21 protein-coding genes and 1 tRNA gene are annotated in these 25,724 nt (G+C 62.5%); 21 read left to right on the top strand and 1 reads right to left on the bottom strand.

Going from position 1 to position 25,724, the window contains the following annotated elements; all coding sequences use genetic code 11:
• Positions 1 to 413 precede the first annotated feature (413 nt).
• From CH290_RS10875 to CH290_RS31130, 19 genes are all read left to right on the top strand, one after another.
• The gene (locus CH290_RS10875; RefSeq protein ID WP_019667885.1) at positions 414 to 1,307 is read left to right on the top strand and encodes a tetratricopeptide repeat protein; all 894 of its coding nucleotides are present in this window, start codon (positions 414 to 416) and stop codon (positions 1,305 to 1,307) included.
• Positions 1,304 to 2,320 (top strand): HAD-IIA family hydrolase, encoded by a 1,017-nt coding sequence (locus tag CH290_RS10870; protein ID WP_019667884.1) that lies wholly within the window; start codon positions 1,304 to 1,306, stop codon positions 2,318 to 2,320. Before CH290_RS10875 ends, CH290_RS10870 begins: the two co-directional genes overlap by 4 nt.
• Before the next feature lie 58 nt (positions 2,321 to 2,378).
• Positions 2,379 to 2,594 (top strand): hypothetical protein, encoded by a 216-nt coding sequence (locus tag CH290_RS10865; RefSeq protein ID WP_019667883.1) that lies wholly within the window; start codon positions 2,379 to 2,381, stop codon positions 2,592 to 2,594.
• 1 nt (position 2,595) lies between these two features.
• Complete coding sequence (locus CH290_RS10860; protein WP_033188360.1) at positions 2,596 to 3,423, top strand: TlyA family RNA methyltransferase; 828 nt, start codon at positions 2,596 to 2,598, stop codon at positions 3,421 to 3,423.
• The gene (locus tag CH290_RS10855) at positions 3,420 to 4,376 is read left to right on the top strand and encodes an NAD kinase (protein WP_094739409.1); all 957 of its coding nucleotides are present in this window, start codon (positions 3,420 to 3,422) and stop codon (positions 4,374 to 4,376) included. The genes CH290_RS10860 and CH290_RS10855 overlap by 4 nt, the downstream gene beginning before the upstream one ends.
• A 2-nt stretch (positions 4,377 to 4,378) precedes the next feature.
• Positions 4,379 to 6,145, top strand: coding sequence for a DNA repair protein RecN (gene recN, locus CH290_RS10850; protein WP_170947631.1), 1,767 nt, complete (start codon positions 4,379 to 4,381; stop codon positions 6,143 to 6,145).
• 125 nt (positions 6,146 to 6,270) lie between these two features.
• Positions 6,271 to 7,455, top strand: coding sequence for a putative cytokinetic ring protein SteA (steA, locus tag CH290_RS10845; RefSeq protein ID WP_026348257.1), 1,185 nt, complete (start codon positions 6,271 to 6,273; stop codon positions 7,453 to 7,455).
• The gene (locus CH290_RS10840) at positions 7,452 to 8,396 is read left to right on the top strand and encodes a copper transporter (RefSeq protein ID WP_026348256.1); all 945 of its coding nucleotides are present in this window, start codon (positions 7,452 to 7,454) and stop codon (positions 8,394 to 8,396) included. Before steA ends, CH290_RS10840 begins: the two co-directional genes overlap by 4 nt.
• A gap of 152 nt (positions 8,397 to 8,548) precedes the next feature.
• Complete coding sequence (gene pyrG, locus CH290_RS10835; RefSeq protein ID WP_033188362.1) at positions 8,549 to 10,294, top strand: CTP synthase; 1,746 nt, start codon at positions 8,549 to 8,551, stop codon at positions 10,292 to 10,294.
• Positions 10,291 to 10,947 carry an NUDIX domain-containing protein gene (locus tag CH290_RS10830; protein ID WP_033188363.1) on the top strand — a complete coding sequence of 219 codons (657 nt, stop codon included), beginning with the start codon at positions 10,291 to 10,293 and terminating at the stop codon, positions 10,945 to 10,947. Before pyrG ends, CH290_RS10830 begins: the two co-directional genes overlap by 4 nt.
• 7 nt (positions 10,948 to 10,954) lie before the next feature.
• Positions 10,955 to 11,869: a site-specific tyrosine recombinase XerD gene (gene xerD, locus CH290_RS10825; protein ID WP_033188364.1), complete on the top strand. Its 915-nt coding sequence runs from the start codon at positions 10,955 to 10,957 to the stop codon at positions 11,867 to 11,869.
• A gap of 353 nt (positions 11,870 to 12,222) precedes the next feature.
• Positions 12,223 to 13,074: a ParA family protein gene (locus tag CH290_RS10820; RefSeq protein WP_052083076.1), complete on the top strand. Its 852-nt coding sequence runs from the start codon at positions 12,223 to 12,225 to the stop codon at positions 13,072 to 13,074.
• Between the two features lie 3 nt (positions 13,075 to 13,077).
• Positions 13,078 to 13,917 carry a segregation and condensation protein A gene (locus tag CH290_RS10815; protein WP_033188365.1) on the top strand — a complete coding sequence of 280 codons (840 nt, stop codon included), beginning with the start codon at positions 13,078 to 13,080 and terminating at the stop codon, positions 13,915 to 13,917.
• Positions 13,910 to 14,593: an SMC-Scp complex subunit ScpB gene (gene scpB / locus CH290_RS10810; protein WP_019667871.1), complete on the top strand. Its 684-nt coding sequence runs from the start codon at positions 13,910 to 13,912 to the stop codon at positions 14,591 to 14,593. The genes CH290_RS10815 and scpB overlap by 8 nt, the downstream gene beginning before the upstream one ends.
• An 11-nt stretch (positions 14,594 to 14,604) precedes the next feature.
• Positions 14,605 to 15,708: a pseudouridine synthase gene (locus tag CH290_RS10805; protein ID WP_019667870.1), complete on the top strand. Its 1,104-nt coding sequence runs from the start codon at positions 14,605 to 14,607 to the stop codon at positions 15,706 to 15,708.
• Positions 15,708 to 16,406, top strand: a complete 699-nt coding sequence (gene cmk / locus CH290_RS10800) for a (d)CMP kinase (RefSeq protein ID WP_033188366.1) — start codon at positions 15,708 to 15,710, stop codon at positions 16,404 to 16,406. Before CH290_RS10805 ends, cmk begins: the two co-directional genes overlap by 1 nt.
• A complete protein-coding gene (gene der / locus CH290_RS10795; protein ID WP_019667868.1) occupies positions 16,403 to 17,848 on the top strand; it encodes a ribosome biogenesis GTPase Der in 1,446 nt (481 codons plus the stop codon). The genes cmk and der overlap by 4 nt, the downstream gene beginning before the upstream one ends.
• An 82-nt stretch (positions 17,849 to 17,930) precedes the next feature.
• Positions 17,931 to 18,004: transfer RNA gene (locus CH290_RS10790), tRNA-Pro, on the top strand.
• Positions 18,005 to 19,349: 1,345 nt separating this feature from the next.
• Positions 19,350 to 19,571, top strand: a complete 222-nt coding sequence (locus CH290_RS31130; protein WP_495677198.1) for a site-specific integrase — start codon at positions 19,350 to 19,352, stop codon at positions 19,569 to 19,571.
• Positions 19,572 to 19,646: 75 nt separating this feature from the next.
• On the opposite strand, the gene CH290_RS10780 is transcribed toward CH290_RS31130, so the two are convergent.
• Positions 19,647 to 20,714, bottom strand: a complete 1,068-nt coding sequence (locus CH290_RS10780; protein WP_080748632.1) for a DNA cytosine methyltransferase — start codon at positions 20,712 to 20,714, stop codon at positions 19,647 to 19,649.
• A gap of 85 nt (positions 20,715 to 20,799) precedes the next feature.
• On the opposite strand from CH290_RS10780, the gene CH290_RS10775 reads away from it, so the two are divergent.
• Positions 20,800 to 22,059, top strand: coding sequence for a hypothetical protein (locus CH290_RS10775; RefSeq protein ID WP_349290594.1), 1,260 nt, complete (start codon positions 20,800 to 20,802; stop codon positions 22,057 to 22,059).
• A 19-nt stretch (positions 22,060 to 22,078) separates the two neighbouring features.
• Positions 22,079 to 25,180, top strand: a complete 3,102-nt coding sequence (locus CH290_RS10770; RefSeq protein WP_080748633.1) for a DEAD/DEAH box helicase — start codon at positions 22,079 to 22,081, stop codon at positions 25,178 to 25,180.
• Positions 25,181 to 25,724: the final 544 nt, after the last annotated feature.

The raw sequence follows: 25,724 nt of genomic DNA, 5'->3' as shown, positions 1-25,724 counted from the left end.
GGTGTGGGAGAGTAGGACACCGCCGAACACACTTTCACAGCACACCCCCGGGAACCACACGGTCCCCGGGGGTGTTCTGCATACCCGAACCAAAAACACCCCACCATGCAGGACCCCCACGAGCCACAGGTCGAGCACACCCACCGGAAAACACCCCCCGAATGTGCGCTGACACCACCCCCACACGCACAACACGAGGGTGAATCCACCCTTCCGGACCCGGAGACTCAGTACGAAACCAGAGGTCCGAACCAGGACGAGTGGATGCGTCTACGTTCTGGTCGGTGAGCATGTGTAGTTGCGTAACCCACATCGGGGCTCTGCAATTTTCAGTTTTCAACCCATTCTCTGTTTGGATGAACGGTGTCGGTCGACCGACGCAGAGCTTTATCTCTTTATAGAAAGGACCCGTTGTGCCGGAAGACAGCAACGACCGCCGCTCCTTCCGTGGCGACGGAAACCCTCGCTCCAACGATTCGCGGGGCCGTGCCGGCGGTGGTGCAGGCCGTTCGGGCAATCCTCGTCGAGGCGAGGGCGGTGGAGGTAGGTCCGACGGGCCTCCTCGTCGTCGAGGCGGTGAAGGCGGATTCTCGGGCGATCGCAGGGGAAGCGGACCCGCGGACAGGCGTCCGCCGCGTCCCGAGGAGCCGGATCTGCCCGACGAGGTCGAGGCCGGTCAACTCGAGCCTGCGATCCGTCGTGATCTGTTGAGTCTCGACAAGAACAATGCCACTGCTGTTGCACGGCATCTCGTGATGGCGAGCCGTTTGCTCGACGACGATCCGCAACTCGCGCTGCAGCACGCACGTGCTGCGCGGCAGCGAGCGGGACGTATAGCCGTCGTCCGCGAGACTGCTGGTGTGACTGCCTACCACGCCGGTGAGTGGGCGGAGGCTCTGTCCGAGCTCCGTGCAGCTCGTCGTATGGCCGGTGGACCGGGCCATCTGGCGGTGATGGCGGATTGCGAGCGCGGCTTGGGTCGTCCGGAGCGAGCTATCGAACTCGGTCGAAGCGACGAGGCGCGGGAGCTGACCGGTGAGGCGGCGTCGGAGCTGCGTATCGTCGTTGCCGGTGCGCGTATGGATCTGAGCCAGTTCGATCAGGCAGTGGTGACGCTGCAGACTCCTGATCTCGATGCATCGCGTTCGGGCACCGCGGCTGCGCGGCTGTTCTACGTGTACGCCGACGCTCTGGTGGCGGCAGGCCGCGTCGAAGAGGGCGTCAAGTGGTTCCTCAACGCGGCCGCAGCCGACGTCGACGGAGAGACGGACGCCGAGGAGCGCGTCGAGGAGCTGTCCGGGCAGTGACCACTGATTCGGTTCTGAGGTCTCAACACGACGTTCTGTTGCTCGATCTGGACGGCACCGTCTACCAGGGCAAGGATCCGATTCCGGGAGCGGTGGAGTACCTGCGCGGTCGTTCGGAGGACTCCGGGCGTATCGAGAAGCAGTATTTCGTCACCAACAATGCGAGTCGGTCGCCGTCGGATGTTGCGCAGCATCTCGTCGAGCTCGGGTTCGATACGTCGGAGGAGTTCGTGGTGACCAGTGCCCAGGTCGCTGCTCGGATGCTCGCTGAGCGTGTCCCTGCCGGCTCGACGGTCGTGGTGGTCGGCACGGATGCATTGTCGGCGGAGATTTCACTGGTGGGTCTGAGTCCGGTTCGTCGAGCCGAGGGCGAGCCTGCTGCCGTCGTTCAGGGGCACAATCCGGCGACGGATTGGGGAGTTCTCGCCGAAGCCGCGTTCGCCATCCGCGGAGGAGCTGTGTGGGTAGCCACCAACACCGACGCGACCCTGCCGACCGAAAGAGGTCTTGCGCCCGGCAACGGATCGATGGTCGCTGCCGTTCGAACGGCGACCGGCAGCGAGCCGCTGGTGGCAGGAAAGCCGGCGGCGCCCATCATGCAGGACGCCATTCGATTGAGTGAGGCTGCGAGCCCGCTGGTCGTCGGCGACAGGTTGGACACGGACATCGCCGGTGCCTGCACCATCGGCATTCCGTCGCTGCTCGTGCTCACCGGCGTCAGCAGTGCGTTGGATGCGGTGCGTGCGGTGCCGTCGGAGCGTCCGACGCACATCGGTTTCGACCTCGACGTGCTGAATCTGCCCTCCGACAAGTCTCGGGTCGGGGCGAAGCAAGGTTGGTCCGCTGAGGTCCGGGACGCTGCGCTGGTGGTGACCTACAGGGGAACCGACGCACCGGATACCGTGGACGGACTCCTGACAGCAGCCGACGCTGCGTATCGTTCCGATCGAGAGTGGAACACCGTGACGGTCGACGGGGTCGGCACCGAGGTGCTCGCTCGACTGCTTACGTAACCGGCGCGGCGTCGGGCGCTCGGGCACACGTCGGACCTATCCGATAGCGTTAGCGTCGATGAGCACGTCGATTCCACTTCCAGGGCAGCACCGCCCGCAGGATTCAGCGACCCCCGATGTCGACCCGAGCGCCGTCGTGTCGGAGGTCGACGCTTTGCTGGACCGGCTGCCGGGTGAGGGCGACGCACCGATGGATCTGAACGTTCAGGCGCAGATTCTCGGACGGGCGCACGACGTCCTCGTTCATGCGCTCTCCTCCGTGGACAAGAGCTGACATGGCACGACGCGCACGCGTCGACGCCGAGCTCGTTCGTCGTGGCTTGGCGCGCTCGAGGGAACACGCTGTGGAGCTGATCGCTGCCGGGCGGGTGAAGATCTCGGGAACGGTAGCAACCAAGCCTGCGACGGCCGTGGAGGCCGGTACGCCGTTGCTGGTGTCGGAGGCCGAAAACGAAACTCAGTGGGCGTCGAGAGGTGCACACAAGCTTCTGGGAGCACTCGAGGTGTTCGAGCGAGATGGCTTCTCGGTCGCGGGCAAACGGTGCCTCGATGCAGGGGCGTCGACGGGCGGGTTCACCGATGTTCTGCTGAGCAAGGACGCGAAGGAAGTCGTCGCTGTCGACGTCGGGTACGGCCAACTCGTCTGGCGCTTGCAGTCCGACGAGCGGGTTCATGTCGTCGATCGAACCAACGTGCGTTCCATCGATGCGGACACGATCGGAGGTCGTGTCGAGGTCGTGGTCGCGGACCTGTCGTTCATCTCGCTCAAACTGGTGTTGCCTGCATTCGTGGCGTGCACGGCGCCCGATGCGGACTTGGCCTTGATGGTGAAGCCGCAGTTCGAGGTCGGCAAGGACCGTGTCGGTTCAGGCGGTGTGGTTCGTGATCCGCAGCTGCGCATCGAGACGGTCGTCGACGTGGCACGAGCCGCTGCCGAGCTGAACTTGTCGCTTCGGGACGTGACGGCGAGTCCGCTTCCCGGTCCCTCGGGCAACGTCGAGTATTTTTTGTGGCTACGATCGCACTCGTCCGCGCAGGAAGCTGCTGCGGATGCCGATGTGCAGGCCTTGGTAGAACGCGCGGTCGAGGAGGGCCCACAATGACTTTCGTTCCGGCGACTACTCCGGTGCGCGAGGTCTTGCTGGTCGCTCATCCGGGTCGTCGCGAGATAGCCGACACCGCCAGACGGGTCGCGAAGGTGCTGGGCGAAGCGGGCATTCGCCTGCGCGTGTTGTTGGACGAGGTGGACTCGTCGCGTATCGAAGCCGTCGGCCCTTCCGGTACCGACGTGACACTTGGTGCAGATCTGGAACTGTCGGTCGTCGAGTTCGGTCCCGACGTCGCTGCGGGTTGTGAGCTGGTGCTGGTGCTGGGCGGGGACGGTACGTTTCTGCGGGCAGCGGAACTTGCACGCAGCGCGGACATTCCGGTGTTGGGGATCAATCTCGGACGTATCGGGTTCCTTGCCGAAGCGGAGGCAGAGAATCTCGAAGAGGTACTCACCCGAGTGGTGAGTCGGGAGTACCGCGTCGAGCAGCGAATGACGCTGGACATCGCGGTGCGCGTCGGCGACCGGGTTGTCGAGCGAGGCTGGGCCTTGAACGAGGCCAGCATCGAGAACGGTTCACGCCTCGGCGTACTCGAGGTCGTGTTGGAGGTCGACGATCGTCCCGTCTCGGCGTTCGGCTGCGACGGGGTGTTGATTGCGACGCCCACAGGGTCGACGGCGTATGCCTTCTCTGCCGGCGGTCCGGTGGTGTGGCCCGAGTTGGAGGCGATTCTGGTCATCCCCAGCAATGCGCACGCGTTGTTCGCGCGTCCTTTGGTGACCAGTCCGGAGTCGTTCATCGCCGTGGAAACGGATGCCGCCGGGCACGACGCGTTGGTGTTCTGTGATGGACGTAGAACCATGAAGTTGCCTGCCGGCGGCCGCGTCGAAGTCATCCGTGGGGGCACGCCGATTCGGTGGGTTCGCCTGGATTCGGCGCCGTTCGCCGATCGAATGGTCACCAAGTTCGCGCTACCTACATCAGGATGGCGGGGGAGAGCGAGGTAAGCATGCTCGAAGAGATTCGAATCGACAGCCTCGGAGTCATTTCAACTGCAAGCGCACAGTTCCACGAAGGACTCACAGTCCTGACCGGTGAAACGGGTGCGGGCAAGACGATGGTCGTCACGAGCCTGCACCTGCTGTCGGGTGCCCGCGCCGACGCAGGCAGGGTGCGCCTCGGCGCCGATCGTGCAGTCGTCGAGGGCAGGTTCAGCACCGAAACCGCGTCGGCGCAAGTTGTCGACGAGGTCGAGCGTGTACTCGAATCGGCCGGGGCTCAGCGCGACGAGGACGACTCCATCATCGCGTTGCGGACCGTCAACGCAGACGGACGATCGCGCGCCCACCTCGGGGGCAGAAGTGTCCCGGCAGCAATTCTGTCCGGCTTCACCGATTCGTTGCTGACCGTCCATGGCCAGAACGATCAGTTGCGGCTGCTCCGCGCGGACCGTCAGCTCGATGCGCTCGACCGGTTCGCAGGTGACTCGGTCGCCACGCCGCTGAAGAAGTATCGCACCGCACGCACCGAGTGGCTCGCTGCCAGAACCGAACTCATCGACCGCACCGAGCGCAGCCGCGAGCTGGCACAGGAAGCCGACCGGTTGCAGTTCGGCCTACAGGAGATCGATGCCATCGCGCCCGAGATGGGCGAGGACGTCACCATCGCCTCCGACGTGCGACGGCTCGGCGACCTGGATTCGCTGCGCGAAGCCGCCGAAGGTGCCGGCGCAGCGCTGGTGGGGGCTGCGGACGACGTCGGCGACGGCATTTCGGCTCTTCATCTTCTGGGCGAGGCCAGAACAAGGCTTGAACAGACCGACGACACCACGTTGACCGATCTGCTGCCCCGGCTGAACGACGCGTTGGCGTTGGTCACCGATATCGGCGCGGACATCACGAGCTACCTCTCCGACCTACCGTCCGATCCGTCCGCGCTCGAGACGATGCTCAACCGTCAGTCCGAGCTGAAGTCGTTGACGCGGAAGTACGCAGCGGATGTCGACGGTGTCATCGCGTGGGCCGACGATGCGCGTGATCGTCTGTCGAAGATCGATGTGTCGGCCGACGCTCTCGCCGAATTGTCCGCGAAGGTCGAATCCGCTGCGGTCGAGGTGTCCGCGGCAGCGAGCAAACTGACGGCTGCGCGAGCCAAGGCAGCCGCGAAGCTGGCCAAAGCCGTCAGCACGGAGCTGGCGGGTCTGGCGATGGGCAAAGCCAAATTGCAGCTGGATCTGCGCACGATCCCCGCCGGACCCCAGGACTCCGCGCCGCTGTCGGTCGACGGTGCAGAGCTTCATGCCGGTGCCAGCGGTGTCGACGAGGTCGAGTTCAAACTGTCGGCGCACGACGGGGCTCAGGCGCTACCCATCAGCAAGAGCGCCTCAGGCGGCGAACTGTCCCGCGTGATGTTGGCGCTCGAGGTCGTGTTGGCAGGGTCCGACAAGGGCGCCACCATGGTCTTCGACGAGGTCGATGCCGGTGTCGGTGGTCGCGCAGCGGTCGAGGTCGGACGACGGCTGGCTCGCCTGGCGAGGACGCACCAGGTCATCGTCGTCACTCACCTGCCTCAGGTAGCTGCATTCGCCGACACACATCTGGTGGTCGACAAAGCGGACACGAGGAAGGGCGCTGCCAACAGCGGCGTGAAAACACTGTCCTCGTCGGAAAGAGTCGTCGAGTTGGCCCGAATGTTGGCAGGTCTGGACGACACCGAAACCGGTCGGGCCCACGCAGAAGAACTACTCGCCACCGCCCGCGCAGACCGACAAAAATAACCGCCGCAGCTTCGATCCGGTCATCCCTGCAGGCTCCACTCCTGCTGGTACAGATGTGACCAGTGTGGTAATTGGTTCGGCGCGCCTCCACCGTCGGGCGTGTCGTCGGCGTCATCATGGGTGCCATGAAGATGCCGGCTCTGCTGTCACGCAATCAGGATTCGCTGCCCGGAATCAGTGGTATCGCCCGGGTCGATCGCAACACTGCCAAGCTGCTGAAACGCGTCGGTCCAGGGGACATCGTCGTGCTCGACGAGCTCGATCTGGACAGGCTGACGGCGGATGCGCTCGTTTCGGCGGGTGTGCTGGCGGTCGTCAACGCCTCCCCGTCGATCTCGGGAAGGTATCCCAATCTCGGACCCGAGGTGATCGTCGCGAACGGCATCACCCTGATCGACTCGGCCGGCGCCGAGGTGTTCAAGAAGATCAAGGACGGGTCGAAGATCCGCTTGAACGACGGCGGCGTCTACACGGGCGACCGTCGCCTCGCCAAAGGTGAGGAGCAGAGCGAAGCCGAGATCTCCGATCGGATGATCGAGGCCAAGACCGGTCTGGTCGACCATCTGGAGGCGTTCTCGGGCAATACGATCGAGTTCATTCGCACCGAGAGTCCGTTGCTGATCGACGGTGTCGGCGTGCCGGACATCGACATCGTGTTGCAGGATCGCCATGTCGTGGTGGTGGCCGACGGTCCCGGTCACGCCGAGGATCTGAAGAATCTCAAGCCGTTCATCAAGGAGTACCAGCCGATCATCATCGGTGTCGGCGCCGGCGCGGACACGGCGATGAAGGCGGGATACCGACCCGATCTGATCGTCGGAGACCCCGAGGAGATCACGGCGCAGACCCTCAAGTCCGGCGCGGAGGTCGTTCTTCCTGCCGACTCCGACGGTCACGCCAACGGTCTCGAGCGCATCCAGGATCTGGGCATCGGCGCGATGACGTTCCCGGCGACGGGCGCGCCCGCCGATCTGGCACTGCTGCTGGCCGACCACCACGGGGCGTCGTTGATCGTCACCGTCGGTAGTCCGGCAAGTCTGGACGAGTTCTTCGACCGCGGTCGCCGCAATACCAATCCCGCGGCGTTCATGACCCGACTGAAGGTGGGCGCGAAGTTGGTGGACGCCAAAGCCGTTGCGACTCTGTATCGCAGTCGCGTCTCCGGCGGGGCCATCGCTCTGCTGATTCTTGCGGCTCTGGTTGCGGTGATCGTCGCTCTGGTGGTGTCCAACATGGGCGGCGACGTGCTCGATTGGGCTGTGAACCTCTGGAATCAGTTCGCGACGTGGGTTCAGGGGCTGCTCGCGTGATTTCGATGCGTCAACATGCCATTTCGATCGCGGCGATCTTCGTTGCTCTCGCGATCGGAGTGGTTCTCGGTTCCGGGTTGCTGTCGAGTGGCCTCGTCTCGGGCCTTCGCGACGACAAGACCGATCTCGAGAACGAAGTCGGTGCGCTGCAGGACACCAACAATCAACTCGGTGAGCAGCTGAACTCCGCGGACGGTTTCGACGCCGCGGTGTCAGGCCGCGTCGTACGCGACGCGTTGCTGGACAGGAGTGTCGTCGTCATCACCACTCCCGACGCGGACCCAGGCGACGTCGACGGCGTGACGCGGTCCATCGAGGCGTCGGGCGCTGCGGTGACGGGCCGAGTGTCGCTCACCGATTCGTTCGTCTCCGCTGCGAGCGGCGACGATCTGCGGACGCGGCTCACCAACGTGGTGCCTGCCGGAATTCAATTGCGCACGGGTGCAGTGGATCAGGGCAGCATGGCCGGTGATCTGCTCGGTTCGGTGTTGTTGCTGAACGCACAGACCGCAGAGCCTCAGTCGACGCCGGAAGAGCTCGCGTTGGCTCTCGAGACGCTGCGCAGCGGCGGGTTCATCGCGTACGACAACGGTGCTGTTGCACCCGCTCAGCTCGCAGTGGTCGTCACCGGTGGTAGTTCCGAGGACGGTGACGGCAATCGAGGTGCGATCGTCGCGAGGTTCGCCGGCGGACTCGACGCCCGGGGAGCGGGCACGGTTCTTGCCGGTCGCACCGGAGCCGCGAACGGGAACGGGCCGGTCGCCGTCGTGCGGGCAGATCCGGCGTTGTCCACGGGCGTGAGCACGGTCGACAACGTCGACCGTGAGGCGGGACGGATCACGACAACCCTCGCGCTGCAGGAGCAATTGGACGGTGCTGCGGGGCGGTACGGCACCGGGGCCAACTCGACGGCAGTGACGGTGGGGGCCCCCGCGCGGTAACTCGCAGCACAGAAGTGGCGAGTCGTTCGCGTGAACTGCCGTAGTGGTGTTACCGTGAAGACCCGTGGGTAGCAGGCCCATTATGGACGTTGTACCTCTCTTGTCAGCTCTCTGGCAGGAGCAAGCCCTGCAGATTGGTCACGGGAGCATCATTGTCACGCCTTCAGTCGCGATCTGACACCAAGCACATCTTCGTCAGCGGAGGCGTTGCGTCTTCGCTCGGCAAGGGCCTCACGGCGTCGAGCCTCGGGCAGCTACTGACCGCACGTGGCCTTCGCGTCACCATGCAGAAGCTCGATCCCTATCTCAACGTGGATCCGGGCACCATGAATCCGTTCCAGCACGGCGAGGTCTTCGTGACCGAGGACGGCGCGGAGACGGACCTGGACGTCGGCCACTACGAGCGGTTCCTCGATCGCGATCTCTCGGGGTTCGCGAACGTCACCACCGGTCAGGTCTACTCTGCCGTGATCGCCAAGGAACGCCGCGGTGAGTACCTGGGAGACACCGTTCAGGTCATCCCGCACATCACCGACGAGATCAAGAGTCGCATCCTTGCGATGAACGGGCCGGATCTGCAGGGGCATCAGCCCGACGTCGTCATCACCGAGATCGGCGGCACTGTCGGCGATATCGAGTCGCAGCCGTTCCTCGAGGCCGCTCGCCAGGTCCGTCACGACGTCGGACGCGAGAACGTCTTCTTTCTGCATGTGTCGCTGGTTCCGTTCCTCGCCCCGTCGGGCGAGCTGAAGACCAAGCCGACGCAACACTCCGTCGCGGCGCTGCGCAGCATCGGTATTCAGCCGGACGCGTTGATTCTGCGCTGCGATCGGGAGGTCACTCCGGGCCTCAAGAACAAGATCGCGCTCATGTGCGACGTCGACGTCGACGGCTGCATCTCCACCCCCGACGCGCCGTCGATCTACGACATCCCGAAGGTCCTGCACAAGGAAGGCCTGGACGCGTACGTCGTCCGCAAGCTCGGACTTCCGTTCCGTGACGTCGACTGGACGGTGTGGGGCGGTCTCCTCGAGCGGGTTCACGAGCCCCGCGAGACGGTGCGTGTCGGCCTCGTCGGCAAGTACGTCGATCTACCCGACGCTTACCTGTCGGTCACCGAGGCGCTTCGTGCCGGAGGTTTCGCGCACCGGTCGAAGGTCGAGATCAAGTGGGTGCCGTCCGACGAATGCGCGACGCCTGCCGGTGCGCATGCTGCCTTGGGCGATGTCGATGCGGTGCTGATTCCCGGAGGGTTCGGTATTCGCGGTATCGAGGGCAAGCTCGGAGCTATCGAGTTCGCGCGGACACGGAAGGTTCCGCTGCTGGGGTTGTGCCTCGGGTTGCAGTGCATGGTCATCGAGGCGGCGCGCTCGGTGGGCTTGACCGACGCCAATTCGGCCGAGTTCGAGCCGGACACGAAGTATGCCGTCATCTCGACGATGGCGGACCAGGAGGATGCTGTCGCCGGTGAGGCCGATCTCGGTGGAACGATGCGTCTGGGTGCCTACCCGGCGAAGTTGAACAAGGGATCTGTCGTGGCCGGTGCGTACGGTTCGACGGAGGTGTCCGAGCGTCACCGTCATCGGTACGAGGTCAACAACACCTACCGTGACCGAATCTCCAAGAGCGGCTTGGTCTTCAGCGGGACTTCACCCGACGGCCACCTCGTGGAGTTCGTCGAGCTGCCCGCGTCGGTGCATCCGTTCTTCGTCGGTACGCAGGCTCACCCCGAGCTGAAGAGCCGCCCGACGCGTCCGCATCCGCTCTTCGCGGCACTGATCAATGCGGCGTTGAAGTACAAGGCCGCCGAGCGCCTTCCGGTCGATGTGCACGGTGAAGAGGCCACCAAGGATTCCGAGTTCCCGGTGTCCGGTGCCACTACCGAAAGCGTCGGATGACCACTTCGGAATCCGGCTCGGGTCCGCAGGACCGCCACGAGTTCACCACCGTCGCAACCAAAACCGTGTACGAGGGTGCAATTCTGGCGCTTCGGCTCGACCAGGTCGAGATGCCGGGCGGACGTGTGGCCGAGCGTGAGGTCGTCGAACATCACGGCGCTGTGGCGATCGTGGCACTCGACTCGTCGGACCGCGTGGCGATGATCGAGCAGTACCGTCACCCGATCGGTCGGCGCCTGTGGGAGCTGCCTGCCGGTCTGCTCGACGAGCTCGACGAGCCACCTGTCGACGCCGCCAAGCGCGAACTGGCCGAGGAGACCGGTCTTGCCGCGGACACGTGGTCGGTGCTCGTCGACGTGACGGCGTCGCCAGGCTTCACCGACGAGTGTGTGCGGATCTTTCTCGCGGAGGATCTGTCCGAGGTGGACCGCCCGGAAGCACGGGACGAAGAAGCGGACTTGGTGCTGCAATTCGTCCCTTTGACCGAAGCCGTCCAACGCGCCCTGTCCGGCGAGTTCATCAACGCCTCCGCGGTGTCGGGGATCCTCGCCTTGGCAGCGTCCAGGGCTGGGTCGACGCCGCTGCGGCCCGCCGACGCCCCGTGGCCGGATCTTCCGACGACCTTCGAGCTGCGGAAGCGTTCTCACGGATAGGTCAGGGGTGCTGGCGAAGCAGATATCCGCGTATCTCGATTACCTCGAGGTCGAGCGCGGTGCTGCGAAGAACACTCTTTCTTCGTACCGCCGGGATCTTCGGCGGTACGAGGCCTTCCTGTCCGGGCATCACATCGACGATCTCGGAGCCGTCGGCGAACAGGACGTCACCGCGTTCGTCATCGAGCTCCGACGTGGGGGAGACGAGTTTCCACCTCTCGCTGCGAGTTCCGCCGCGCGCACCCTCATCGCGGTCCGCGGGCTGCACAAGTTCGCGGCACTCGAAGGCTTCACCCGCGTCGACGTGGCGAGGGCGGTCAAGCCGCCGACGCCCAGTCGTCGGTTACCCAAGTCTCTGCCGCTGGATCAGGTCATCGCGATTCTCGACGCTGCGACGACGGATGGCGCCGACGCTCCGAGAGGGCTGCGGGACAAGGCGCTACTCGAGTTGCTCTATTCGACGGGCGCTCGTATCTCGGAAGCCGTAGGCCTCGACGTAGACGACATCGACACCGACAACCGTGCGGTACTGCTGCGCGGCAAGGGCGACAAGCAGCGCGTCGTACCGATCGGCCGTCCGGCGGTAGACGCCGTCGACGCGTATCTCGTGCGGGGTCGACCGGCGCTGGCGAAGAAGGCGACACCTGCGCTGTTTCTCAATGCTCGGAGCGGGCGGTTGTCACGGCAGAGTGCGTGGCAGGTGCTGCACACGGCGGCGGAACGGGCCGGTATCGCCACCGCGGTCTCCCCGCACACATTGCGGCATTCGTTCGCTACGCACCTGCTCGACGGTGGTGCGGATGTGCGCGTCGTTCAGGAGCTTCTCGGGCACGCATCGGTGACGACGACGCAGATCTACACCCTTGTCACCGTCAACACGCTTCGTGAAGTGTGGGCCGAGGCGCATCCGCGCGCCCGGTGACATGCTTTGCGCGTGTCCGGCGAAGGTGTCGACCGAGCACGCGGTAGCGTTGGACAGCAGTCGCGAAGGAAGAATCGCACAGTACGAACGGACAGGGGAGCGCTGGAGACGTGTCGACACCGTGGCCGCCAGCGGCGGAGTCTGGTTCGGAGAAGACCTGGGAAGAGTCGACCCCTACGCCTCCCGCTCCACCGGCACCGCAGGGCCCGGCCACGCACTCGGCTCCGGCGAGTGACTCGTCCTATCGAAGCTACGAGGCCACTCCCGACGGCCTCACGCCCCAGCATCCGCACAACGAAGGCGCGTTATTCCATACGCGTCAGCCCGACACCAGCCGTGAGACGAGAGAAACCATTCCTGCGGCAACCGAATTAGGCCCGACCGGTCGCAAGACCAGGGAGGTTCCCGATCCCCAGCCCTTGGCGAAGCACGGTCCCGCGAAGATCATCGCGATGTGCAACCAGAAGGGAGGCGTCGGCAAGACGACGTCGACGATCAACCTCGGTGCGTCGCTTGCCGCCTACGGCAGGCGTGTCCTGCTCGTCGACCTCGACCCTCAGGGTGCGTTGTCGGCCGGCCTCGGCGTCGCGCACCACGAGCTGGATCTGACGGTCTACAACCTGCTCGTCGAACCGAAGATTTCCGCCGACGACGTCCTGATGCGCACGCGGGTGGAGAATCTCGATCTTCTGCCGAGCAACATCGACCTGTCGGCAGCCGAGATCCAGTTGGTGACCGAGGTGGGCCGCGAGCAGACGCTCGGTCGGGTTCTACATCCGGTGCTCGATCGGTACGACTACGTGCTCATCGACTGCCAGCCGTCGCTGGGTCTGCTCACCGTCAACGCACTCACCTGCGCCGACGAGGTGCTCATTCCGATGGAGTGCGAGTACTTCAGTCTGCGCGGTCTCGCGCTGCTCAACGACACCGTCGAGAAGGTGCGCGACAGGCTGAATCCTCGGCTGAAGCTGGCCGGCATCGTGGTGACGATGTTCGACGCGAGGACGCTGCATTCGCGTGAGGTCATGACTCGTGTCGTCGAGGTGTTCGGCGACGTCGTCTACGACACGGTGATCACTCGGACGGTCCGGTTCCCCGAGACGTCCGTCGCCGGCGAGCCGATCACCACCTGGGCGCCCAAATCATCTGGTGCACAAGCCTATCGGTCGTTGGCCCGTGAGGTCATCTACCGTTCCGGTCCGTAACCGATGACCGACACCGCCACCGAGACCCCGCCGATCGAAGTACCCGAGAACGAGGACCCGTCGCGTTTTCGTGTTCGGCTGCTCAACTTCGAGGGGCCGTTCGATCTCCTCCTCACACTGATCAGTCAGCATCGCCTCGACGTCACCGAAGTCGCGCTGCACACTGTCACCGACGATTTCATCTCCTTCACCAAGAGCCTGGGCAAGGAGATGGGCCTCGATCAGACGACGGAGTTTCTGGTCGTCGCGGCGACTCTGCTGGATCTGAAAGCGGCGAGGCTGCTGCCGTCGGGTGATGTCGAGGACGCCGAGGATCTTGCCCTTCTCGAAGTGCGCGATCTTCTGTTCGCGCGGTTGTTGCAGTATCGGGCGTACAAGCAGGTTGCTCAGCTCTTCGGCGAGCTCGAGGCAGCAGCCCTGCGTCGGTATCCGCGATCGGTCTCTGTGGAGGACCATTACACCGACCTGATCCCCGAGGTGCTGTTGGGCGTCGATGCAGCTCGCTTCGCGGACATCGCCGCGGCTGCCTTTCGTCCGAAGCCGATCCCGAAGGTCGGTCTCGATCACATTCACCAGCACTCGGTGTCGGTTCCCGAGCAGGCGAAGTGGGTCATGGAACGGCTGGAGAGCAAAGGCGAGGGCGCATGGACGCCGTTCTCGGAGCTGACCGAGGGATGCGAACACACCGTGGAGATCGTCGCGCGGTTCCTTGCGCTGCTCGAGTTGTTTCGCGAGCAGGTTCTGGCGTTCGAGCAGCCCGAGCCGCTGGGTGAGCTGTTGGTGACGTGGACGGGTAAGGAGAAGTCGGGGCAGGTTCTGGTCTCGGCGGTGGATTATGGATGAGCAACAGCCGCTCGACGTGGAGTCTGCGGAGGAGACGGACGAGCTGGACGACGCCACGCTCGTCTCGGCTCTGGAGGCCGTCCTGCTGGTGGTGGATTCGCCGGCATCGAACGAGCAGTTGGCGTCGGCCGTCGGGAGCGATGTCGGACGCGTGAAGCCGATTCTCCAGAGGATGTCCGCGGATCTGACCGAACGACGCAGCGGAATCGATCTCCGATACGCCGGTGACGGCTGGCGTTTCTACACGCGCACGGTGTACGCGCCGTACGTGGAGAGGCTGCTTCTCGACGGCGCTCGGTCCAAGCTCACACGCGCGGCATTGGAGACTCTCGCCGTTATCGCATATCGTCAACCGTTGACCCGCGCGCGAGTCAGCGCCGTGCGAGGGGTCAACGTCGACGGAGTGATGCGCACGTTGCTCGCTCGCGGACTGATTTCGGAAGCTGGAGTGGATCCGGAATCGAACGCAACCATGTACTCCACAACCGAGTTGTTCCTCGAACGGCTCGGTCTGGCTTCGCTCACGGATCTGCCACCGCTGGCACCGTTGTTGCCGGGAGTGGACCTGATCGACGAGATCAGTGACAGCATGGATACCGACCCGAGAGTCACCCGCTCCACCAAGAACCGCGGATCGAAACCCGATCCGGTAGCCGAGCTCGACTCGGACGACTGATAGGTAAAGAAGTGAACAAGCCCGCTCGCCGTGATGGCACACCGGACAGGAACAAACGACAGGCTCCGCGTAGGAAGCCGACGACCGGACGGTCGGAGGATCCGCGCGAGAACCGACGCAGGGACGATGCACCCCGCGCCGGAGGACCCCGCAAGGCCGTCCCGCGCAAAGGCGTCGACCAGCGCAAACCCTTCGAGAACAAGCCGGTCGACAGTGGCATCAACGATCGCAGCAACGACGCAGTGCCGCGCAAGAAGCCCTCTCGGCCCAAGCCACCGAAGCCGCAGAAGAAGCAGGCTCCGTCGACCACCATTTCCAACGCGAAGCCCGCGAAGCACCAGTACATCGAGCCCGACGCCAAGCGGCGTCACGTCCCGCGCGGTGAGGGTGTGCGTCTGCAGAAGGTGCTCGCTCAGGCCGGTGTCGCATCGCGCCGGGCTGCCGAGGAACTGATCGCCGACGGTCGCGTCGAGGTCGACGGCCGCATCGTCACCGAGCAGGGAATCCGGATCGATCCGGACGTCGCGATCGTCCGCGTCGACGGCACACGCATCGTCGTGAAGGAAGAACTCGTTCACCTCGCGATGAACAAGCCGCGTGGATGGCAGTGCACCATGTCCGACGATCTGGGACGCCCGTGCGTCGGCGACATCGTCTCCGAGCGCGTGCAGGCAGGGCAGCGACTGTTCCACGTCGGACGTCTCGATGCCGACACCGAGGGGCTTCTACTCTTCACCAACGACGGTGATCTTGCTCACCGCCTGATGCATCCGTCGTACGAGGTGTCGAAGACCTACCTGGCCACGTTGTTCGGCGCGATCCCGCGTGATCTGGGCAAGAAGCTCAAGGCCGGTGTCACCCTCGACGACGGTCCGGTGAAGGTCGACGGGTTCGCGCTCCTCGACATCTCCAACGGCCTTTCACTCGTGCGCGTCACGCTGCACGAGGGCCGCAAGCACATCGTCAGGCGCCTGTTCGACTCGGTCGGATTCCCGGTCGGTCGCCTCGTGCGCACCGACGTCGGCAACGTTGCTCTCGGCGACCAGCGTCCCGGCACGTTGCGTGTGCTGGGACGCGGCGAGGTCGGCAAGCTCTACGAGTCGGTCGGTCTGTGATGGACGATCTCGGCATCGACGGCCTGGTCATTGCCATGGACGGGCCGTCGGGAACCGGTAAGTCGACGGTCTCGCGCAAGCTCGCCACGGCACTCGACGCTCGGTACCTCGACACCGGTGCGATGTACCGCGTGGCGACGGTGTGGGTGCTGCGCGCCGGGATCGATCCGACGGATTCGGAGAAGGTGGCCGACGTCGTCGCGACGCTTCCTCTGGACATCGGCACCGATCCCGCGGCGGAAGCAGTCACTCTTGCAGGTGAGGACGTCTCGGAAGAGATTCGAGGCGAGGCCGTCACCAAGGCGGTCTCTGCTGTGTCGGCCGTTCCTCGGGTGCGGGAGCTCCTGGTGCAGAAGCAGCGCGACATCTCGGCGTCGTTTCCGCGGATCGTCGTGGAGGGTCGCGACATCGGGACCGTCGTGTTGACCGACGCCGACGTCAAGGTCTTCCTGACGGCGTCGCCGGAAGCACGGGCGGACCGACGCAACAAACAGAACATCTCTCAGGGACGGGTCGACGATTACGAGGCAGTTCTCGCCGACGTCCAACGCCGCGATCATGCGGATTCCACTCGCGCCGTATCTCCGTTGCGGCCTGCCGAGGATTCCGTGATCGTGGATACCAGCGATCTGGGCATGGACGGCGTCATCGACGCGTTGCTCCAGGTTGTGCACGACAGAACTGGAGTGAAGCAGTGACCGAGGAATTCTACGCAGGCGAGGTCGCAGGCGACGGCACGTGGAGCGAAGAGGGGGAGTGGGACCTTCTCGATTACGTCGACGGTGACGATGCAGAGGCAGCGGTCGCAGTCCCGACTCTCGCAGTCGTCGGACGGCCCAACGTGGGAAAGTCGACTCTCGTCAACCGCATCATCGGCCGACGCGAAGCAGTTGTCGAGGACATTCCCGGCGTCACGCGTGACCGAGTGTCCTACGAGGCCAACTGGGCCGGACGTCGGTTCCTGGTGCAGGACACCGGCGGGTGGGAGCCCGACGCCAAGGGACTGCAGCAGTCCGTTGCGCGCCAGGCCGAGTTGGCGATGAACACCGCCGACGCGATTCTGCTCGTCGTCGACGCACGCGTCGGGTCGACGACGACCGACGAAGCGGTTGCGCGGGTGCTGCGCCGCTCGAAAACCCCGGTGCTGTTGGTGGCCAACAAGGTCGACGACGGACGCACGGAGTCCGAGGTTGCATCACTGTGGTCGCTCGGCCTCGGCGAGCCGAATGCGGTGTCGGCGACGCACGGCCGCGGCACCGGTGATCTGCTCGACCGCGTTCTCGAAGCGCTCCCGGAAACTCCCCGCGAAGGTATTCCCGGCGGCGGTCCGAGACGAGTTGCCTTGGTGGGTAAGCCCAACGTCGGCAAGTCGTCGCTGATCAACAAGCTGTCCGGCGACGAGCGATCCGTTGTGCACGACGTTGCAGGCACCACCGTCGACCCCGTCGACTCGCTCGTCGAATTAGGCGGTAAGACATGGCGTTTCGTCGACACAGCCGGCCTGCGCAAGCGAGTCAGCCATGCCAGCGGCGCCGAGTTCTACGCGTCGCTGCGGACGAAATCGGCCATCGAAGCCGCCGAGGTCGCAATCCTGCTCATCGACTCGTCACAGGTCATCTCGGAGCAGGATCTCCGAGTTCTGTCGATGGTCGCCGACGCGGGCCGTGCGCTCGTGCTGGCGTTCAACAAGTGGGACCTCGTGGACGAGGACCGTCGACTGCAGTTGGAGAAGGAGATAGATCGCGATCTCGCTCGGGTGCCGTGGGCGCAGCGTGTCAACATCTCCGCGCACACCGGCAGGGCCGTGCAGAAGCTCGTTCCGGCCCTCGAAACAGCTCTCGAGTCCTGGGACAAGCGAATCCCCACCGGCAGGCTCAACAACTGGCTCAAGGAGGTCGTCGCGGCGACACCTCCACCGATGCGTGGTGGGCGTCTGCCGAGAATCATGTTCGCCACCCAGGCGACCACCCGTCCGCCGACATTCGTTCTGTTCACCACAGGCTTCCTCGAGGCCGGCTACCGACGGTTCATCGAGCGGCGTCTGCGTGAAGAGTTCGGCTTCGACGGCAGCCCCGTCCGTGTCTCGGTCCGTATCCGCGAAAAGCGCGAGCGGCCGGGCAAGGGCAACAACCGCCGATAGATTCTCCGCCCACCCCTGACCAGGCGATTTCGTGTCAGGGGTGGGGCTGGGGTAATCTCATCGAGCGCCTTAACCGGCGCGGCGGGCTGTGGCGCAGCTTGGTAGCGCACTTGACTGGGGGTCAAGTGGTCGCAGGTTCAAATCCTGTCAGCCCGACATCTATTTGTGCAGTTCGAAGGCGGCTTTGGCGAGATCCGAGGCCGCCTTTTTCGTTCGAAATAGAGCCTCAGTGTCACGAGTTGTCACAACTCGATCGGAACTCCCATTTTGGGTCCACATGGATTCATGTCTACGGTTAGCGCAAATCCGCGCGTCCGACAGTTCCCGCGCGGCCCGCGCGGACACTACCAACCCGCTGCGGACATCTCTGGACTCAGCAAGACCTAAGAGTTGCTGAATATTTGCTAGCGGTCTGCCAGCCTGGCCAATTTTGCATTAAGAGAGCGGTCGGATGTTGTCGCCGTAGAGTGCATTTTCCGCACCATCTAGGTCGAAAAGCCAGTTCAGCACAGGTCTGGTTGCGGAGACGCGATGGTGACCTGCGCTAGGCTGACGATATGGACTTTCGACCGGCCCGGACGCTCGCGTCGGGCGCCTCTGGGGCACCGCAGGGCTCGTGTCGACGGCAGTAGAGCCCGAGATCCCGCCCGCGGTCGCGGGCGGATCGCCAAAGCGATCGAGTCATCGCGGTCGGAAGGCACCCGCAAGACCTACGCCGTCGCATGGCGACGCTTCACCGGCTGGTGCAACCGAGAGCGCCACGTCGCATTGCCGACGCACCCGGTGACCGTCGCCGCATATCTCGTCGACGCCGCCGACACGAGCACCGAAACGGGGGAGCGGGCCTACGCCGTCGCCACCTTCGGCACCTGGATCGCGGCGATCAACCACCAACACCGCACCACCGGGCATCTGTCCCCGACAGCCCACGAGCTCGTGACCGCGACCCTATCCGGAATCAGACGGGAGTACGCCGCCGCAGGGGACCGGCCCCGCACCCCGCGAGACCCACTGCTGGTCGACGATATCCGCGTCCTGGTGTCGACTGCGAGGGAACGTAGCCGCGGGTGGGCCGACGAAGTGCTCGAACGCCGCGACTCGGCGATCCTGCTCCTCGGGTTCGCCGGCGCATTCCGTCGCAGCGAACTCTCCGACCTCCTCCTTGGCGACGTCTCACTGCATCGCCTCGACGGCATTCATGTGCGGTTGCGCAAGTCGAAGACCGACCGGGAGGGTAGGGGAGCGGTGAAAGCCCTGCCTTACACCGAGTCCCATGCAACTTGTCCACCCTGCGCCTACGTCCGCTGGACACAGGTCGTCGCCGCGTTCGATGCCGGTGGCAGGCCCTTGGCCACTCCTCCGCAGGAAGGAACCGTTCAAAGGACATGTGTGCCGCGGGGGAGGGCCCCGCACTGCAGCCCGGTCACAACTCCTGCGGGCGGTCGCGAAGAACGGCAACCTCGGCTCGACACCGCTGTCCGGAGCTGCGATCCACTAGACCATCCGCCGCCGCGCCGAACACGCAGGCTACGATCCCACCGACCTGACCAAGCTCGGCGGACACTCCCTGCGGTCCGGCTTCGTCACCCAGGGCACCCGCAACAGCGCCGACGGATCCGCCATCGCCCGTCAGACCGGCCACGCAAGCCTCGACTCCGTAGAGATCTACCGACGTGAGCATGCGCCTCTCGTCGGCAACGCCGTCACCGACATCGGGCTCTGACGATTCACCTCTCGACAATCACGTGTGTCGAGAGGTGGTCATCACTCTGCAGCACCTCGTGTATTGAGGAATCGGCTATCGCCGCATGTGTGTACGGACGGATTCGAGAACGCGGCGCGCCAACAGCGGCGGTACAGAGTTACCAAGCTGAGCTTGGACGCTGCCGCGGCTACCCACTAGCTCGAAATCGTCTGGGTACGTGAACAGCCGTTTGACCTCACTCGCTCGAAGTCGACGGTTGTCCCAATGGAACGGTCCTACGTTCGGACCGGGTTGTGCCTGAATGGTCGGTGACGGCTTGTCAGGGGAGAGCTTGAGTAGGAACGACCAGTATCGACTGCGCCACTTGAATCTCGGGTCGGGGTGGCCCTTCTCCTCTGTGTAGTGGAGGTAGTTGCCTCCAGGTGGGATTTCCGGCAGCAACGGCCCGTACTGCCCACCTACCGTTTCTTCAGGCTCTGGATCGCTGATGAGTCCAGCCAGTGCTTCGCCCGCCGTCACGTACTTATTGGATACGTTCCCGCTGGCGCGCCGTTCCCATTGGCCACCGTGGGTGGGTGATGGGTGAGGTGGCAGAGGTTTGCCCTTCGGAACTCCGATTATGAACAAACGGGGACGCGCCTGCGGAACACCAAAGTCTGCGGCGTTCAACACTTCCATGTGATGGTTGTACCCGGCCTCTTCGATCTCACGAAGGAGTCGTTCGAGGGCAGGTCGGCTTGCTTTGTTGTTGTACGTCAGTGCATAGACATTCTCAAGGACGAACGCACGTGGACGCGATTCGCGCAGCACTCTGGTGTACTCCTGTAGCAGGGTTGCATCAGGGTCCAGACCCGACCTCTTCCACTCTAACCAGAACCCACTCTTGGAAAACGGCGTACACGGGGGGCCCCCGATCAACAGATCTGGTCGCTGTCCTTTGGTCAGCCCTGCAGCGCGGCAGATCTCTTCGGTGCTGGTGTCAAGGATGTCCTTTTGGATAACGGGTGACGCCAGCTTCGGAAAATTCTTTTCCATGGTCAGAGCTGCGTCACGGTTGCGCTCGACAGCCGATCGAACGTCAAACCCTGCCTGTTCAGCGCCCAAGTCCAGTCCACCTGCACCGGAGAACAGCGAGATAGCTACTCCGTGGGTACTTGCCATACCCGTAAGCTTCCCATGTCTACACGCCGGAGCACGTATCGGATGCCCTCGCGTCGCGAATATCTCACCTGCCGTCTTAGTGTGGATGGTCGGCGGTGCCAGGCCAGCGAGTATCCGAGGAGAAGAGGAGATGTCCGTGACCTTTCTCGCAGGTCGTCACTATCCGCGGGTTTACAACGTAGTTGGCCGTCAGGACATTCACGAATTCCTCCTCCAGTCTATAGAGCGAGCGGGAGGCCAGGTCCTCTATGCTAGCGATTACACCAGGGCCCCGGTGTACCTTGGCGTACAGGACGGCCGGGGCGATCGACTTGGGTTGCTGATCTACCCATTCCGAATGACTCGCAAGGCCACGTCGGGCCGGCCGGCCGACGAAGTTCGCGGCCAAATTCGTTACGGAAGCGAAGATACTTGGCACGATCAACACCCGATGGGACGTGATATCGCGGGTGTCGACATCACGCTGATGCTTGGTGTGGACATCGAAGCCGGGCTACTCGTAGGTCTGCAGCCATCGCTCTACGATCCGCTGCCGATGGGAATCTCCTTTTATACGAAAGCCGGCGAGATGGACCTTGCTACCGAACATAGCTGGCACGTGTGGGAGAAAGAGAACAAACCTGGCCGCAAACGAAGCGTGCCACGTGGTCCGGCAGGGCTCGAGACCATAGTAGCTTTCACGCCCGAGCGACTGCTCGACTACGCGCGTTTTGAACGCCGCGCCACTGGTCTCGGCCTAGACCATGCGTTGCGATTCAATGCTGCGAAATTGTCTGCAGCCGTTGGTGAAACAGCCGCCGAAGGCATGCATGCCCTGGAATTCGAGTTCGACCTGACCAGTGCGGAGATACTGCACATCATCGCCACCAGGAACCGGCTGCAAGTCGCGGTCCGCGGCGGCGTGGCCGAACACCATCTTCAACGAGTTCTTGAGCAGGATTCTTGGATCGCTGATGTGAAACGGCTCGATCAAGATGCACTACACGATTTTGACGTCGTTCTGGCCACCGGCCACCTATGGAGACTTGAGTGTAAAAACGCCAGCCCTACGATTTACGCCAACGGTGATATGAAGGTCGAAGTACAGAAGACTAGAGCCTCACGCAACGATCCAGCGAGCCGCTACTATCGAGCTGACCAATTCGACGTGGTTGCTGCGTGTATCTATTCGCCCACCGGTAAATGGCAGTTCCTCTTTCAATTGACTGCAAAGCTCCCGCGACACCCTGACTTCGCCGACCGGTTAGCGCCCATGCAGCGGATCACGCCAGAGTGGTCTAAAAACCTAGGTGGATTACAGGACACCCCACCGCCCACACTGAGCGACCCAAGCGGAAACACCTAACAGGGAAGGTAAGGACGCATTGAAATTTTACGGGCTATTCATCGGAATCGACAGATACGCAGATAGTCGAGTCAATTGGCTGCAGGGGGCAGTCCGCGATGCGCAAGCGGTTCATGCCCTGTTTTCCGATACGCTTGACGGTCAGTCGCATACTCTCCTCACCGATGAGGACGCAACGGCTGATGCAATACGCAGCTGTCTAGCTAATCTGGCTATCGCAAGCAACGATGAAGACATCGTGGTGATCTTTTATGCAGGGCACGGTACTGACCGACATCAAATAATTTGTCATGATACTGATGTAGAAAAACTAACCGGCACGACGGTATCACTAGAAGAGATCGGCAAAGCGCTGTCGGCAATTCCTGGAAGAACCGTGTTATGCGCTCTGGATTGCTGCTTTTCTGGCGGGATTGGTAGCCGCGTGTTCCAATCTGAGGTCAATCCGCGTGATTTTAAAAAGACAGACCCTACAGAGATTCTATCAAAGTTCTTAGGTAAGGGGCGCCTAGCATTCACCGCATCTGCAGAGGATGAAGAAGCACTCGAATCGGCTAAACACGGACACGGGCTTTTTACATATCGCCTGATAGAGGCGCTCCAGGGCGTCGAGGGTGTCGAGAAAAACGGCCAAATAGACTTGATTAATCTTGTGCACTATGTCAGCGCGCGAGTGACGGCCGACGCGTCTCAAATGGGTCACGTTCAAACCCCTACCCTACGCGGTCAATTCGATGGAACTCCGCTTTGGCCAATATTCAAACCGGGCAGCGTTTACAAAGTAATGTTCCCTGGCCGAGTTCGAGAACCTGCCACGTCCGATCTCTTATCGCTGCTTCCGTATGGCATTTCGCAATCTAGCCTTGACGCCTGGGCTGGGACAATAACACAGCTAAATGATCTGCAAATTAGAGCAGTCAACGAGTTCGGGGTACTTGATGATAGCAGCTTAGTTGTTACAGCACCTACATCATCCGGTAAGACAATGATTGGAGAGCTTGCCGCTTTGAGGGCCGCCAGTCGACGCGGTCGAACAATTTTTCTTTTGCCGATCAAGGCGCTCGTGAATGACAAGTATGAGCACTTCACCAAGATATACGAAAGCAGTGGAATTAAAACCATTCGTGCGACTGGTGACTATAGCGACCAGGTCTCGGAATTCCTTCGTGGTCAGTTCGACTTTGCCTTGTTGACCTACGAGAAGATGTCGTACCTGGCCTTGAGCAACCCTCATGTCCTCGGAATGCCTGCGGTGGTAGTGGTCGATGAAGCTCAAACCTTGACCGATAAAAATCGAGGTTCGAATCTCGAATTCTTGTTGACAATTCTTAACAATCGGCGCGGTCAAACAGGAACACCTCAGATCATCACATTGTCAGCCGTTGTCGGAGACCTTAAAGGGCTTGATCTCTGGCTAGGAGGTAAAAATCTTCACACGGATAAACGACCTGTCCCGCTTCGCGAGGGGGTACTCCATCGAAATGGGGATCTGCAATTCCTGGATGAGAACGGCGACGAGTCTTTCGCGCACATGTTTGTGAATATATCCACAAACACAGGTCAGACTCGAGATACTTTGATTCCACTAGCCCGGATGCTTCTCGGCGAAAACAAAAAAATAATAGTGTTCAGGCAAACTAAAGGCGAGGCGGTCGCGTGCTCGCGATACTTAGCCGACGCCCTTGGCCTTCCGTCTTTGACAGACATTTCGGAGCGCATCTCGGAAGGTGAAGCCTCTACGAGCACCGCTTCATTACAGCAAGTTTTAAGCAAAGGTGTTGCCTTCCATACAGCCGATCTAGATCGAATAGAGCGAGCTACTTTGGAGGGTGCGTTTCGTAATCCAGACTCAGGCCTGAATCTTATAGTAGCAACACCGACACTGGCCATGGGGGTGAATACACCCGCATCAGCGGTAATAATAGTTGGACTAACGCACCCGATCGACAATCCGTACACCGTCGCCGAGTATAAGAATATGGTGGGCCGAGCAGGCCGCCTAGGTTTTACTGACTTCGGTGAGTCATACCTGATCCCCGAGGGTGCGCTTGATGCAGGAAGCGCTTGGACGCACTACGTTAAGGGTGAACTCGAACCTCTGTCCTCCCAGCTCGTGGCTGACGGAGATCCGCGGACTCTCATGCTTCGCGTGCTCGCTCTAACCGAGCCGGATATCGTTGGCGCAATTCACGAAGATGATGTGATCGAATTCTTAGACTCCAGCCTTGCTGCCCATCAGAGTCGTGCAGGTGGTCAGGCCCAATGGAGCCCGACAGCTCTTAAAGAGGCGTTTTCGCAGTTGGAGTCAGCACATTTGACCAGACCAGAAGGGGAGGGCTATGTTTTGACCCCTCTTGGTAGGTTCGCTGGCGAGTCTGGAGTGCACGTCGATTCTATAATTCGATTGTCTTATTCACTGCAGGCTATCGACCCGAATGAAATCAAGAGTACAACTCTGATTGCGGCCGCGCAGCTGACGGCCGAACTTGATGAGACCTGGATATCGGCCACCGTCTATAAAAACGGCGGCGGCAAGGAAGTGCCACTATGGTTTCGAGTACTTGCGCAACAGCAAGTACCTGCACGCCTCATCACTGCTATCCGCACCACAGGCTCGGAAATCTCGGCCAGCGTTCGTCGCGCAAAACGAGCGTCCGCTGCGATCTATTGGATGAACGGCATCGAAATGCCACTTATCGAAGGCCAGCTCAACCAGTACACATGGCAGCGGCCGAGCATGGCCGGGGCTGTTCGAAGCGTGACGGACCGTACTCGCGATCTGTTGCCCGCGGTGAAAGAAGTTCTCGCCGAATTATTTCCTACACATGCGGTTAAGATCGGGGCGCTCACTGATCGGACGATCATCAGACTCGAACTGGGCATACCCGCCAGCTGTGTAGAGCTGGGCGCAGCGGTCCCATATCTTTCGAGAACTCAGTTGCTGTCTTTGGACAGGGCGGCCTTAAGCACACCTAGCGCCGTAATAGAGGCGCCGATCGACACTCTGATAGAACTAGTTGGAAGTCGAGAAATCGCCGAGCGGGTCATGCATTCTTGCGCTTATGCGGTAGAAAACAAATACGAAGAGGCCGACGTCGAGATTTCCCCTCCGAGCGAATAGTCGTACCAACGCGGCATTGTGCTCGTGCCACGAGACTGCAGGGGCTGGGAAATTACGTGACAGCGGATAAGGAATTGCGTGACGGACAACCCCTCACGCCTGAGGAATTACGTGACCGCTGACAGCAAAAGAAGCCGATTATCGCGCAAGCATTCTATTTCACTGAGTACCTGGACCCGCGCGATAACCGATGTGCCTGTCAGAGAACGGTGTCGGTGTAAGAAGCTGGTTCGGTCCACCGCTCGAGTTCCCGCCGCGCCGCGGGCTGGATCGTGTACCGATCCGCAGCGACGAGTTGGTTCGTCGTCAACCCTGTTGCACCTGCAATGGCTTCGATGAGTACATGGAAGGTTCGATAGGGGCCGAGCAGGAGAGTGTGAGCACTGCTCTTCTAGCGCGTTTGAGGATCGGACTCAGCGACGTCGTCGATCGACGATGTACCCCGTCGTCGCGAGCTCCGACTCTTGTTCCCAGGCTGCGACTTGGACAACCGGCGAGGTATTGCCACGCCCCGATGCACCGCATCGTCGGAGGCGAAGATGCA

This window comes from Rhodococcus sp. 06-156-4 (genome assembly GCF_002259345.1).
Taxonomy (GTDB): Bacteria; Actinomycetota; Actinomycetes; order Mycobacteriales; family Mycobacteriaceae; genus Rhodococcoides; species Rhodococcoides fascians_E.
Note: the sequence above shows the minus strand (reverse complement) of the source record. Positions and strands in the feature narration are given on the sequence as shown.

What these genes read in the sequence shown, in the direction of transcription:
- CH290_RS10865 (WP_019667883.1), top strand. Translation starts at nt 2,379, where the DNA reads ATGAGCACGTCGATTCCACTTCCAGGGCAGCACCGCCCGCAGGATTCA.
- CH290_RS10860 (WP_033188360.1), top strand. Translation starts at nt 2,596, where the DNA reads ATGGCACGACGCGCACGCGTCGACGCCGAGCTCGTTCGTCGTGGCTTG.
- CH290_RS10855 (WP_094739409.1), top strand. Translation starts at nt 3,420, where the DNA reads ATGACTTTCGTTCCGGCGACTACTCCGGTGCGCGAGGTCTTGCTGGTC.
- recN (WP_170947631.1), top strand. Translation starts at nt 4,379, where the DNA reads ATGCTCGAAGAGATTCGAATCGACAGCCTCGGAGTCATTTCAACTGCA.
- steA (WP_026348257.1), top strand. Translation starts at nt 6,271, where the DNA reads ATGAAGATGCCGGCTCTGCTGTCACGCAATCAGGATTCGCTGCCCGGA.
- CH290_RS10830 (WP_033188363.1), top strand. Translation starts at nt 10,291, where the DNA reads ATGACCACTTCGGAATCCGGCTCGGGTCCGCAGGACCGCCACGAGTTC.
- CH290_RS10815 (WP_033188365.1), top strand. Translation starts at nt 13,078, where the DNA reads ATGACCGACACCGCCACCGAGACCCCGCCGATCGAAGTACCCGAGAAC.
- scpB (WP_019667871.1), top strand. Translation starts at nt 13,910, where the DNA reads ATGGATGAGCAACAGCCGCTCGACGTGGAGTCTGCGGAGGAGACGGAC.
- cmk (WP_033188366.1), top strand. Translation starts at nt 15,708, where the DNA reads ATGGACGATCTCGGCATCGACGGCCTGGTCATTGCCATGGACGGGCCG.
- CH290_RS10780 (WP_080748632.1), bottom strand. Translation starts at nt 20,714, where the DNA reads ATGGCAAGTACCCACGGAGTAGCTATCTCGCTGTTCTCCGGTGCAGGT.
- CH290_RS10775 (WP_349290594.1), top strand. Translation starts at nt 20,800, where the DNA reads ATGGTCGGCGGTGCCAGGCCAGCGAGTATCCGAGGAGAAGAGGAGATG.